Origin of the sequence: Campylobacter armoricus (assembly GCF_013372105.1) — a bacterium.
Lineage (GTDB): Bacteria > Campylobacterota > Campylobacteria > Campylobacterales > Campylobacteraceae > Campylobacter_D > Campylobacter_D armoricus.
The window spans coordinates 314,584-327,865 of the sequence record NZ_CP053825.1 but is presented as its reverse complement, the minus strand read 5'-3'; the positions used below and the strand labels follow the sequence as shown (position 1 = coordinate 327,865).

At 29.9% G+C, this 13,282-nt stretch carries 13 protein-coding genes; 3 read left to right on the top strand and 10 right to left on the bottom strand.

Annotation, left to right across the window (positions count from 1 at the left end; translation table 11 throughout):
- Positions 1-5: 5 nt before the first annotated feature.
- The 7 genes from CARM_RS01695 to nspC form a co-directional block, all read right to left on the bottom strand.
- On the bottom strand, positions 6-734 hold the full coding sequence (locus CARM_RS01695; RefSeq protein ID WP_139424517.1) for a winged helix-turn-helix domain-containing protein: 729 nt from the start codon (positions 732-734) through the stop codon (positions 6-8).
- A gap of 57 nt (positions 735-791) precedes the next feature.
- On the bottom strand, positions 792-1,361 hold the full coding sequence (gene fdh3B / locus CARM_RS01690; RefSeq protein WP_139424515.1) for a formate dehydrogenase FDH3 subunit beta: 570 nt from the start codon (positions 1,359-1,361) through the stop codon (positions 792-794).
- Between the two features lie 10 nt (positions 1,362-1,371).
- The gene (locus CARM_RS01685; RefSeq protein WP_139493280.1) at positions 1,372-4,194 is read right to left on the bottom strand and encodes a formate dehydrogenase subunit alpha; all 2,823 of its coding nucleotides are present in this window, start codon (positions 4,192-4,194) and stop codon (positions 1,372-1,374) included.
- Positions 4,195-4,209: 15 nt separating this feature from the next.
- Positions 4,210-4,413: a twin-arginine translocation signal domain-containing protein gene (locus CARM_RS01675; RefSeq protein WP_139424511.1), complete on the bottom strand. Its 204-nt coding sequence runs from the start codon at positions 4,411-4,413 to the stop codon at positions 4,210-4,212.
- A 174-nt stretch (positions 4,414-4,587) separates the two neighbouring features.
- The gene (locus CARM_RS01670) at positions 4,588-5,268 is read right to left on the bottom strand and encodes a TorD/DmsD family molecular chaperone (RefSeq protein ID WP_139424509.1); all 681 of its coding nucleotides are present in this window, start codon (positions 5,266-5,268) and stop codon (positions 4,588-4,590) included.
- Positions 5,269-5,331: 63 nt separating this feature from the next.
- Positions 5,332-6,249 (bottom strand): formate dehydrogenase subunit gamma, encoded by a 918-nt coding sequence (locus tag CARM_RS01665; RefSeq protein ID WP_236103593.1) that lies wholly within the window; start codon positions 6,247-6,249, stop codon positions 5,332-5,334.
- Between the two features lie 146 nt (positions 6,250-6,395).
- Positions 6,396-7,559: a carboxynorspermidine decarboxylase gene (nspC, locus tag CARM_RS01660; protein ID WP_139424505.1), complete on the bottom strand. Its 1,164-nt coding sequence runs from the start codon at positions 7,557-7,559 to the stop codon at positions 6,396-6,398.
- Positions 7,560-7,623: 64 nt separating this feature from the next.
- On the opposite strand from nspC, the gene CARM_RS01655 reads away from it, so the two are divergent.
- From CARM_RS01655 to CARM_RS01645, 3 genes are read left to right on the top strand one after another with little or no spacing between them, the layout of a single operon-like run.
- Positions 7,624-7,845 (top strand): MoaD/ThiS family protein, encoded by a 222-nt coding sequence (locus CARM_RS01655; protein WP_139424503.1) that lies wholly within the window; start codon positions 7,624-7,626, stop codon positions 7,843-7,845.
- A 3-nt stretch (positions 7,846-7,848) separates the two neighbouring features.
- On the top strand, positions 7,849-8,289 hold the full coding sequence (locus CARM_RS01650) for a molybdopterin synthase catalytic subunit (protein ID WP_139424501.1): 441 nt from the start codon (positions 7,849-7,851) through the stop codon (positions 8,287-8,289).
- 1 nt (position 8,290) lies between these two features.
- The gene (locus tag CARM_RS01645) at positions 8,291-9,469 is read left to right on the top strand and encodes a molybdopterin molybdotransferase MoeA (protein WP_139424499.1); all 1,179 of its coding nucleotides are present in this window, start codon (positions 8,291-8,293) and stop codon (positions 9,467-9,469) included.
- Here the strand turns inward: CARM_RS01645 and CARM_RS01640 are convergent.
- The 3 genes from CARM_RS01640 to CARM_RS01630 form a co-directional block, all read right to left on the bottom strand.
- Complete coding sequence (locus CARM_RS01640; protein ID WP_133388546.1) at positions 9,466-10,950, bottom strand: HsdM family class I SAM-dependent methyltransferase; 1,485 nt, start codon at positions 10,948-10,950, stop codon at positions 9,466-9,468. The genes CARM_RS01645 and CARM_RS01640 overlap by 4 nt on opposite strands.
- A complete protein-coding gene (locus CARM_RS01635) occupies positions 10,940-11,968 on the bottom strand; it encodes a virulence RhuM family protein (protein WP_139424497.1) in 1,029 nt (342 codons plus the stop codon). Before CARM_RS01635 ends, CARM_RS01640 begins: the two co-directional genes overlap by 11 nt.
- An 87-nt stretch (positions 11,969-12,055) precedes the next feature.
- Entirely contained in the window at positions 12,056-13,282 is a 1,227-nt protein-coding gene (locus CARM_RS01630) for a restriction endonuclease subunit S (RefSeq protein WP_139424494.1), read from the bottom strand.

The window sequence follows — 13,282 nt, the reverse complement described above, 5'->3', positions numbered from 1 at the left end:
TCAAATTAAGTTTTGTCTTTTTCTTGATTTTTCTTGAAAAATAATTCCCTAAAACGCTTATTTGTGTATTCTTCTACATCTTGTTGTAAAATTTTAAAATTTTTAATTAACTCATAAGCTCTTGGAGTAAGCTTACTGCCAGAATCAATTCCTCTACCTTTTTTAGCAATGAGTAATTCTTCTTTCATATTTTTTTCTAAATCTTGTATATAAAGCCATGCTTTTTTATAATTAATTCCTAGTTGTTTAGCTGCTTGAGAAATACTTCCACATTCTCCCACTAATTCTAAAATATCTGTCTTACCTTTACCAAAAAGCAATTCTCCTTCAGAATTTTCCACCCAAATTTTACTTTTGATATGAAATTTTTTACCTTTTTTTTCTTTAAAGCAACCAAGCTCACAATATTTAACATCAATTTTATAAGTTTTAAGTGTGGCCCTTACATCTTCTATGTTAAAATTAGCAGCACACTCTAAAGCATCCTTACAATTTATTTTTCGATTTTGATCTAATTTGTTTTCTAAAAGTTCTAAAATTTCACTTCTTGCTATATTTTTACTTAATTTACCAAACTGACCCAATTCGCAATCTAAAATTTTTACATTTAAGTCTTTAATGGCATTTTGCAAATCTTCTTTAGAATGCTGCTTTAAAAGATCTAGTGCTTTTTTACAAGTAAGTTTATTATTTTCATCAAGATTTTGTTGAATTTGTAAAATTAGCTCTTCCATGAATTAGCCTTGAATTGTAAGTAGTAAAAAAAAGGGTGTTTATAAACACCCTTTGAGTTATTTTGCATCAAGTCCTAAATTTTGACCCTTGAGCAAAACTCTTTTTCTATACATAGCACTAACTTCAGCTGCATCACCAACTAAAAGTGCATTTGTAGAACAAACCGCAGCACACATAGGTACTTTACCTTCTGCAATACGATTTTGTCCATAAAGTTCTCTTTCTTCATAAGAATTTGTAGGCTCTGGACCACCTGCGCACATAGTACATTTATCCATTTCTCCTTTGATACCAAAAGCACCATCTCTTGGAAATTGTGGCGCACCAAATGGACATGCATAAAGACAATATCCACAACCTATACAAGTTTTTTTATCATGCAAAACAATACCATCAGCTCTAATATAAAAGCATTTCACAGGACAAACTTGCTCACATGGTGCATCAGTACAATGCTGACACGCAATGGTTGTTGAAAATTCTTTTCCTTCTATACCATCATTTAAAGTAATTACTTTTCTTCTATTAATACCTACTGGTACTTCATGAGCACTTGAACAAGCTACTTGACAAGCAAAGCAAGAAATACAGCGATTATTATCTACATAAAATTTCATTCTAGCCATAACTTACACCTTACGCTTTCTCAAGTCTGCAAAGTCCTGCATTAAATTCAGAAATTTGCGTATTAATATCAAAACCATAGTTGGTAACAGTATTTGAACTCTCACCTATAGTATAAGGTTTAGTTCCTTCTGGATAATTGTAACTTAAATCTACCCCTTGCATAATACCTGCAAAATTATAAGGTAAGCAAATTCTATCAGGCGTTACAGAATGATTATGAACACATTTTACTTTGATTTTAGTCCCTTGTGGAGAGTGAATCCACATCATATCACCATCATTGATACCATATTTTAAAGCAAGTTCAGGATGTACATTAGCAAACATCTCAGGTGTAATAGCTGCAAGATATTTACTAGTTCGCTCAAGCATACCCGCACCACTTAAATTTACTAAGCGCATACTTGAAATAATAGTTGGAAACTCTTTACTCCAATCTGTTTTTTGCTGCTCACTAATAAATTTACTTTCAACCCTAAAGTTTTTCTCTTGATCACCCCAAGTAGGATATTTTTTAACCAAATCCCAGCGCGGTGAGTGTATAGGCTCTCTATGTAGTGGAATAGGATCAGCAAATTCCCAAACTTTCATTCTAGCTCTTGCATTACCTAAACAACAAGCACTTTTTTCCCTACATTTTTCTAAGATAATACCTGAAATATCTGTGCTCCAACTAGCACCCATTAGCTCTTTTTCTTTATCGCTTAGTTTGATATTAAACACTTTTTCGATATTTTCTTTAGTAATTTGTGGGTATCCGCCTTTAACTTTACATCCTTTTGGAGTAAAACTATCATCTGCTAACTGAGAATGTCCATCATGTTCTAAACCAAAGCGATTTCTAAAGCCCATACCACCTTCTTCATAAGGAATATCTGTATTCCACATGATAGAAGTTCCCGGATGTTGCTTGTCCCAACAAGGCCAAGGTAAACCATAATACTCACCCTTAACTTCTCCACCAAGACCTCTTTGAGTATCAGGATCAAAATGTTCCCAATTTTGTTGATGCTTTCTTAAACGCTCAGCTGAAATACCTCTTAAACCTATGCTTAAAAGACCATTGCTCATTTCTCTTGTAGCATCATCAGGCCATATGAAATTATCATCATTATCATCTCTTGTTTGTATAAGTTTATGATCTTTTAATTCCATTTTCATGCCACGAGTGTATTCTTTATAAAAACCGAATTTTTTAGCAAAAGCAAACATAATCTCTTGATCTTCTTTACTTTCATAAATTGGTTTTACTACTTGAGAACGCCATTGCATAGCACGGTTAGTTGCAGTCACATAACCTTCTGTTTCAAATTGAGTTGAAGCAGGAATAATATAAATACCATCAGGACGATCTGCTAAAACTGCTACTTCATTTACAAAAGGCTCAGCAATTACTATCATATCAAGCTTTTTAAGTGCTTCTTGAATTTTTACCGTATGTGCCATAGAAGTAATACCCGTTCCTTGCACCCAAAGCACTCTAATAGGTGAGTTTGAATAAGTTTTTTCTTCATGTAAAACACCTTGCCACCATTTTGCTAGTGAAAAGCCTTTTTCATGCATCCATTCTTTAGAATAAAATCTTGAATTTAAATACTCTCTTTCTACATTCCATACATTAGAAAAATGATTCCAAGCATTATCATCAAGTCCATAATAAGCTGGTAAAGTATCAGCTAAACAACCCATATCAGTAGCACCTTGAACATTATCATGACCTCTGATGATGTTTGTTCCCGCACCTGGTTTGCCTATATTACCAAGAACGAGTTGCAAGATAGCTAGAATTCTTGTATTAGAACTACCTACTGAGTGTTGAGTAATACCTAAAGCCCAAAATAGCGTAGCAGGTTTGATTGTAGCTAACATTCTTGTAATTTTTTCAAGTTGAGTAGCTGGAACACCTGTTACATCTTCTACAATCTCTGGAGTCCATTTTGCAGCTTCTGCTTTTATTTCTTCAACCCCATAAGTTCTAGTTTTGATTAATTCTTTATCTTCCCAACTGTTTTTGAATATTAAATGAAGCATACCATAAACTAAAGCTATATCAGTTCCTGGACGAATTCTTACATATTCATCAGCATGTACTGCAGTTTTTGTAAATACAGGATCTACAACTACTAATTTAGCATTATTACGATCTTTTGCTTGCAATAAGTGTTTAAATCCAATAGGATTTGCCACAGCAGTATTTGCACCAAAAATAATCATCATTTTTGAGTGTTTAGTCACATCACCAAAATGATTTGTCATAGCGCCATAACCCCATGTATTCGCCACACCGGCGACTGTTGCGCTGTGTCAAATTCTAGCAACGTGGTCTATATTATTAGTACCCCAAAATGCTGCAAATTTTCTAAAATAATAAGCTTGTTGGTTATTAAATTTAGCCGAACCTAAAAACATAACACTATCGGGTCCATTTTCTTTACGGATTTCAAGCATTTTATCACCAATTTCATTGATAGCTTGCTCCCAAGTCAAACGCACCCATTTGCCGTTTTCTTTTTTCATAGGATATTTAATACGCTGTTTTGATTTAGTAAGATCAATTTGATCTATCCCTTTACAGCAGTGCGATCCTTGTGAAATAGGATGTTCTATAGCGTTTTCTTGACGCACCCAAACTCCATCTTGTACTTCTGCTTTGATTCCACAGCCTGCACTACAGATACTACAGATTGTTCTTACAATCTTAGAATCTGGATAAGGGTTTGCTACTTCTTGCTCACTAGCAGCTCTAATAGCTTTATTTTCACTACCAAAAGCTGCACTTCCAAGACTAGCAATACCAGCAAGCTTTAGAAAATTTCTTCTTGCCAATGCCATGACTTTCCTTTCCTTTTAATAAGCTATTTTGTAATACTTTTCCCAGTGCATAGTTTTTTTATAAAGTATCTCTTTTTTTGTACTTTTACCCAAAACTACACTATTTTGTTCTTGGCAGTCTTCTTTAGCTAAAGCACTAACACTTGCACCAGCTACCACACCTAAAGCACCAATTTTTAAAGATTTTTTTAAAAAATCTCTTCTTTGGTTAGCCTCCATGCTCTCTCCTTTGAAATAAAAGTAAAGAATAATTCACAAAGGTTTATTTTCTAAACTTTTGCACACTAAACGAGATAAATTTCGCATATTTTCACTTAATATTTTATTTAATTTTTATTTTCATAAAAAGTTGATTTTGATAATATGTATTTTTGTAACAAAATACATATTATTTTATAATTTACTTAGTTCTTCTATGTTTGTTTTGCTAAATTTGGTTGGAAGCCTCGGTTCATAAGGAAGTCTTTGTAAAGCTTCATCAGCAATGCTTTTACCTTCTCTTTTAGCAGGCGCTTGTACTTCTAAATAAGCTCTTTCATTTTGAAAAAAAACTTTCATAATGTTTGCTATGGATATATAGAGATTTGAGTTTTTATGAATTTGAAGTTTTTCTATAAATTCATCAACAACAGGATTAATTACAAAGCGAAATAATTGCTGAGCTATCTTTAAATCATATTCTATAATACTTGCCATAAAAGCAAATAAAAATCCAAATTCATCTTCACTTTGTTTGCATTCTTCATTTTTTCTAAATTTTGTTTTTCTGATAATATCACAAGCTTGTATTTTCATTTTACCATCATCTCTACCCTCATCATAAAAAGAAGCGCTGATTGGAACATTTACATAAGAAAAATCAAAAAAAACCCCATTTTGTTCTTCTTTAAAACTAGTAAAATCACACGCGCCAAGCTTTTCAAAATCAGGTTTTAAACTATCATCTAAAGGATTTTGAGCTAAAACTAAAATTTGCTCGTGCCAAATTTCAAATTCACTTTCATCAATAAAATTAAAAGCTTTTGAAAAAAATTCATAAAAATATTTACGCGAAAGATCGATATCTTCAATCATAGTTTTTCCTTGTTATATTTTTATTAGATTATAACAAGGAAAATTCAAAAAAATCAAGAAAAATTAAAATTTTGTTTTCGAATCATAAGTAAAAGATGGATTGATTTGCTTTTTATCACTTAATTCTTTATACCAATAAGAATGTAAAATATAAACTTCTTCTTCTTCTTTATAACCATTAATCATAGAATGGATACTTCCTTTAATAGCAAATACAGCCATATAAATATGAATGGCAAAAAATACTGCACATAAAATTCCTAGGATATTATGTATAATAGCTGAAGCTCTTAAAATATCTATATGAGAAACCCCAAAAAATGACTGAAGTGAAGTAGAATTAAAATCAAGGAAAAACATAAATGCACCGGTAATTATCATCACAAAACCACCAAAAACTGCTATATAATACCAAGATTTTTGTCCAAAATTAAATTTACCTGCCGGAACGGGGCGTTTTTCTTTACTTAAATAACCGCCAACTATCATCATCCATCTTAAATCATAACTTGCAGGTAGCATTCTTTTAATCCAACACAATAACATAGGAATAATAGAAATGATAAACAAAATAGTAGCGATACCATGTAAGTTTTTACACATTCTTACGAAAAATCCTCCACCAAAATATGAGCCAAAAATCATTATAAGTCCAGTTGGCACAAGTATAATCCAAGAAATTGCCGCTACAAAATGAAACAATCTTTCAAATACTGAAAAAGCATAAATTTTCTTACCATCATGGGAAAATTTCTTTGGTCCTATAACCATATAATGTAATGCAAAAGCCGAAATAACCACTATAAGTATAATCAAAACAGCACTTGCAATATACTCACCTTGCAATTTAGTCCACAAGGCACCAAAATTTTGATAACTTTCTATATTTAACACTCTTTGAACATCCCAAATTTGAGTGTTTTTTGCATCAAACATATCTTGAGCAAATAGAAAGTTAAAACAGGCTAAAAGAGCCAACATAATCCTATGCATCAATCACTCCTAAATATTACAAGCCTACTAAAATGGCATTGTAGTTTTATTAATTTTCAGTTTCCATTTCTATTTTAAAAAAAGTTTTATTTAAAAAACATAAATTTAAAAAAAACTTTAAAGAAATATTACTTTTAGTTTCTTTTTGAATAATTCTCATATCCAAATTCTCTAACCATATTTAATCTTCCATTTTTATCTAAGAACATTAAATTTGGTAAAATAACGCCATTAAATGTTGTATTTTTTACTATGGAATAATGAGCCTGATCTAAAAATACTATCTTTTGACCTATTTTTAACTTATCTTTGAAAGCATATTCTCCCATTATATCTCCTGCTAAACAAGTATTACCACCGAGCAAATATGCAAATTCATCTTTTGATAACTCATTATATTTTTCACCATCACGACTTGATAAAATTCTTGCATTTAAAACTTCGCTAGTATAAGGCATTATTATGGTATCTGGCATATGAGCTTCACTTGAAGTATCTAAAATAGCTATATCTTTTTCATTTTTTATTATATCTACTACACTTGCTACCAAAGTACCACATTGCCATCCAATAGCTTCTCCTGGTTCAAGATATACTTGCACTCCGTATTTATCAGAAAAATTCTTACAAAGATTTATAAGTTTTTCTACATCATAACCTTGCTTAGTTATATGATGACCGCCACCAAAATTTATCCATTTCATTTTTTTAATATATTTTTCAAATTTATCTTCAAAAGCTTTTAAAACTAGCTCTAAAGAATCAGCACTTTCTTCACATAAAGCATGAAAATGAAGTCCGCTTACATAAGTTAAATCTTCATTTTCAAAATCAATAGCACGGATACCGAGTCTTGAATACCTTCCACAAGGATTATAAATTTCTTTTGGGGCCACAGAAAGCTCTGGATTGCAACGCAAACCAAGAGGTTTGTGACTTGCTTTGCCTTTAAATTTTTTAAACTGATTAAAAGAGTTAAATACTATATGATGTGAAAGCTCTATAATCTCATCTATTTCATCATCTTTAAAAGCAGGTGAAAAAGTATGAATTTCTTTGTTCATATATTCTTTTGCAAATTTTGCTTCCCAAAGACCACTACAAGTGCATCCTGATAAATACTCACCAACTATATCCATAGCACCTGAAAAAGCAAAACCTTTCAAAGCAAGTAAAATTTTTGCACCGCTTTGCTCACTTACTTTAGCTAAAAGTTCGCAATTTTTTCTCAGCTTATTTTCTTCTACTATATAAGCTGGCGTTTTAAAATCATTATCTAAATAATTTTTAATTTGCATTAATGACCTTTTTTATTTGATTTTTGATATTATATAAACTAATAAATAATTTTAAGGAAAATTAGTGGTAAAAATTGAATTTTTAGGCCCAATCAACAAAGATAACATAGAAATTGATGTAAAAAATTTAAAACAATTAAAAGAAATTTTAAAAAAAGACGAAAGTTTAAAAGAATGGCTAGAACTTTGTGCTATATCTTTAAATGATGAAATGCTTTTTGATGAAAATATAAATTTTAAAGATGGAGATAAAATCTGCTTACTTCCACCAGTTTGTGGAGGTTGATAAATGTTTGAACTATATAATGGATCTTTAGATATAAATGAAATTTATGCAAAATGGTATGAATTTTCTAAAAATCAAAATTGCGGAGCTTTAATAACATTTTGCGGCATAGTAAGAGATGAAGGTGGCATAAGTGCATTAAGCTTTGATATATACGAGCCTTTGCTTAAAAATTGGTTTGAAAAATGGTGTCAAAGAGTAAAAAATGATAATGTTATATTAATGTTTGCTCATTCTATCGGTGAAGTTAAAATTCACGAAAGCTCTTATTTTGCTGGTGTTTTAAGCAAACAAAGAAAACTAGGCTTAAAGCTTATAAATGATTTTGTAGAAGATTTTAAGGCTAGTGCTCCTATATGGAAATACGATGTTATAAATGGAGAAAAAATTTATGCAAAAGAGCGTTCTTTAAAACTTAAAGGCGCTGGAATTTTAAAGGATTAAAATGCAAAATTATGAAGATAGTTTAAAAAGCTTAAAACAAGCGATAAATTCTTATGAAAAAATAGAAAAAATAGCATTAACAGAATGCTTAGATAGAATTTTAGCAACAGATATCATAGCTTTAAAAGATTATCCTGAAATTCCAACTTCAGCTATGGATGGATATGCTATAAAATTTAAAGATCAAAATGAGAATTTAAAGATCATAGGAGAAATTCCTGCAGGAATTTTTCCTAGTTTTAATTTAAAAGATAAAGAATGTGTTAAAACCTTTACGGGCTCATTGATGAGCGAAGGAAGTGATACTTTAATACCTATAGAAAAAGTAGAAGTAAAAGAAGATACTTTAATCATAAAAGAAAAAGTTAGCGAAGGCTTTGCTGTAAGAAAAATAGGAGAAAGCTATAAAAAAAGTGAAATTTTGCTAAAAAAAGGCACAAAGATAAATTATAGTGAAATAGCACTTTTAGCTGAACTTGGATATTTTCATATAAGTGTTTTCATAAAACCTATAATAGGTGTTTTAAGTAGTGGTAGCGAGATAAAAGATCTTGGAGAAAGCTTAGACAATCCTGCACAAATTCGCTCATCAAATCATGTAGCCATAGCAAATATGGCAAAAAAATTAAATTGTGATGTTAGAATTTTTCCACTTTTAAAAGATGATAAAGAAAAAACAAATTCTACTTTAAAACAAGCTTTAAATTCTTGCGATATTTTAATCACTACAGGTGGAGTTTCTATGGGTGATTTTGACTTTTTAAAACAAGCTATAAAAGAATATCAAATCATTATAGATAAAGTAAATGTCAAACCAGGAAAACATATAAAAATAGCTAAATTTGAAGATAAATTTATCTTTGCCTTGCCTGGTTTTCCATATTCAGCGATGGTAATGTTTAATTTATATGTTCGAGAACTTTTAAATGCTTGGCTTTTGCAAGAAAAAGACTATGCCTTTAAAGCATTTTTAAATACTGATTATAAGAAAAAAAGCCCACATTTAGAATTTGTAGCTTGCAATGTGGAATTTAAAGATGGAAAAATTTATGCGAATTTAAAAGGCAAAAAAGAAGGCTCAAGTGCCATCATAAACAACCTAAATAACAAAGCTGCGCTTATGATAGCAAATGATGATATAAAACAAAATGATTTAGTAGATATACTTTTGATGCCTTAAACAAGAGTTTTTTGAATTTTTTCTAAAAGCTCTTTGGCTTTTTCTTGATTTTGTTTTAAATCATCTAAAATTTCTTCCACTTCACGCAAAGCCTTTTCTTCTTTTGCATTTGGATTTTTAGCGCTTAAATCATAGTTTCTATTTTTTAATTCTTCTAAGCTTACTATATAAGAATTTGGCGTAATTTTTCTTTCTTTATAGCATTTTAGAAATTCTTTAAAATGTGCATATTCTAAAGGCTTATTTTTAGTAAGTTTAAAAGGTGGTATAAGTTCATAATAATACACCCCATCGCCTTCACAAATGCACTTTTTACCTTTAGAGAAAAAAAGCACATTAGTCTTAACCGCACTATAAGGCAAAAATACCCCGCTTGGCAAGCTCAAAACGCACTCTAAATTAAAATCATCTAATAAATCTTTTTTTACACTCACAAAGGCATTTGAATTTTGAAAAAGCACACCTTCAGGCACTACTATAGCACATCTTCCGTTGTTTTTTAAAGATTTTAAAATATGCTGTAAAAATAAAAGTTCAGTAGCATTTGACTTTATAGGAAAATTCTCTTGAATTTGCTCTTTTTCTTTGCCACCAAAAGGTGGATTTGCAAGTATTACTTCGTATCTTTGGCTTTCTGTTATATCTGTGATTTTTTTACTTAAAGTATTTGTTTTTATGATATTTGGGCTTGAAATTTCATGAAGTATCATATTCATAACGCCCATTGCATAGCTAAGCGGGGTTTTTTCTTGTCCAAAAAGCGCATCATTTTTTAAAAATTCAAGCTCTTCTACACTCAAATTTGCCTTTTTTCCTTTAGCTCTATCTTCATATAAAATATGCAAAAAACTCTCCACTAAAAAGCCACAACTCCCACAAGAAGGATCATAAATTCTTTCTTTTGCTTTAGGGTTTATAACCTCTACCATAGCTTTTATCAAAGGACGCGGAGTATAAAATTCTCCACTATTTCCACCATCACTCCCCATATCTTTTAAAAGCTTTTCATAAACTTCACCCAAGGCAAAAACATCATCTTCTTTGTTAAAACTCATCTCATCGACTATATTTATCACTTCTCTTAAGGTATGGCCGTTTGCGATGCGATTGTCTATAAATTCAAAAATTCCGCCTATTTTGTATTCTATACTTTTAAAATCATCATTGCTTTTAAAATTTTTAAGATAAACAAACAATTCATTATTTACAAAATCAAGCAAATCCTTACCACTTAAAGCATTTTTTACATCGAGTTTGCCATCTTTTTTTGGTGCTGCCCAAACACTCCAGCTAAATTTTTCTTCTAAAATGCTTTTATAATCTTTACCATCTAAAAAGGCTAAATCTTTTAAATTTGTCTCATAATCATCTAAAAATTTCAAAAACAATATCCAGCTAATTTGCTCACTATAATGCATAGCACCGCTTATACCATCATCTCTTCTTAAAATATCTGTGATTTTATCTATTTTATTTTGCATTTTTATCCTTCAAAATTTTTAAAATAGTTTTATCAAAATCTGATTTATAATTTTTATCCTGAATAATTCTAAATTTATAAAATTCTTCTTTAGCAAAATCATCTGCTAATTTCTTACTTATTTTGCCATTATCTTTTAAGATTTCTCTTTCATTAAATTCCAAAAAAATATCTAATCTATCTTTCCAATCTTGCATACTCATAGCTATATTTTTCTTTGCTCTATCTTCAGCATAATCAAGATACATACCAACTATACGATTTAATTCTAAAAGCTCATCTTGACTAAGATAATTTTTAGCAATCACCACATCGCTTTGTAAAATTTTTCCTTCAGGGGCATTTTTCCATGTATAAAGTCCCATATTTTCTTTTTTATGATCTGCTCTTTGTTTTATAAGCTCTGCTGCGGTATGTTTATGTATAGCAAAATGAAGTTTATTTTGAACACTAGCAAAAAATTCTTTAGTTAATTTATCGTTTTTATCATAATCAATCGCCGTTGTGTAAATATCTGTTATTTTTTGATAAAACAATCTCTCGCTAGCTCTTATTTCTCTAATTTCTTCTAAAAGCTCATCAAAATAATTTTTATTTATCGCACTACCATTTTTCAAACGCTCTTTATCTAGCACATACCCTTTAATGCTAAATTGTTTTAAAATTGCCGTAGCCCATTGTCTAAATTTTGTAGCTTTATAAGAATTTATTCTATATCCTACGCTTATAATAGCATCAAGATTATAAAATGCTATTTTTCTTTTAACTTCTCTTTTTCCTTCTTTTTGAACTACCGAGATTTCCTCGGAAGTTGAATTTTTATCAAGCTCATTTTCTTTATAAATATTATTAAGGTGTAGATAAATATTATCACTAGAACATTCAAATAGCTTAGCCATTAAAGATACGCTAAGCCATATATCATCATCTTTATAAATCACTTCTAAAAAATCTTTCTGATTTTCCAAGCTAAAACTTAAAAAATCCATAGCAAGATTTCGTTTTATATTTTTTTGCATTTTTATCCTTCAAAAAATATGTTAAAAAAATCAAAAATTTTTAACATATCTAGCTAATGTGTTAAAATTTGATAAAATTTTTAACATTTATAATCTTCCTTTAAAAGCTCTATCTAGCAATGATTTTTTAAGCTCTTGTAAATTTTTTATCTGTGTTTGATAATTTTGCTTTAAATCTTTTATATTTAAAGAAAGCTCATCTAAATATGATGCGATTTGCTCTTGCTCTTTGAGTGGGGGCAGTGCAACAGGACATTTTTCTAAAATATTTAAATTTAATTTTGCAGTATGTGTTCCACCACCAACTTTATTATTATTAATCCACCCTTCAATAAAATAAGAATTTAAAAAATAAACCAAATAATCACTTATAATTTTAACTTTTGGTTTTAAAAGCCCTAAGCTAACGAAAATACTAAATTCAAATTCTAAAGAAATTTTTATAGCTTTTCCTAAAGTTCCAATACGACAAATTAAAATATCTCCAAATTCAGGTTTAGCTCTTTTTATGAGCTTGTTATGCTCTTCTAGTGAAATGTATTTGACATCGCTTAAATCAAAAAAACCTTTAGAAATATTTTTAACAGATAAAAAAGGAATCCCTGTTTTTATATAGTTAGGTGTTTTGTGTGTTCCGTCTGTAATAAAACATATTTCCCCTAAGCTTTTCCATTCCCAACCATGCGGAAGTTGATAATTTTCCTTAGCATTGTCTTTTAAAGGATTGAAAGCCTTTTGTAAAGCACTTTGCATTAACTCATCTAAATTTAGCAAATCCTGCTCTAAATTTTTTATACTCTCATCTATATTTGCAAAACTCTCATCTAAAATTCCCACTATCCTTTCTTGCTCTTTTACATTTTTTGGATACATAATTTCTAGCTTAGAAAATTCAGTTTTATTTAAAATAGGTAAAGTTGTTTGAGGTGCTTTTAAAAATAATATAGACTGAAATTTAGAAGATATGCAATAATAATAAATATACTCTGGAATTATATTTTTATTTGAGATAATTGCATTTATTTGCTGATTGCAACTTCCAATAACTCTAGTTAATGCTACTTTACCTAAAGAACCTATACAAACCACAAGAATTGTTTTTGATGGAAGTTGTTTAGCTTTTTCAAAACCCAACTTAGACAAATTATCTACAGCACTTTCTAAAAAATATCCTTGTTCAAAATCACTTGGCTTAAAAAATGGGTAATCTTTTCCATAAAAATCTAAATTATTCTTACTAGGTGTTAAACCTGTAACAATTTCACCTATTTCACCAAGCTTTTTAACTTCCCAACCCCGCGGTAAATTTGTCAT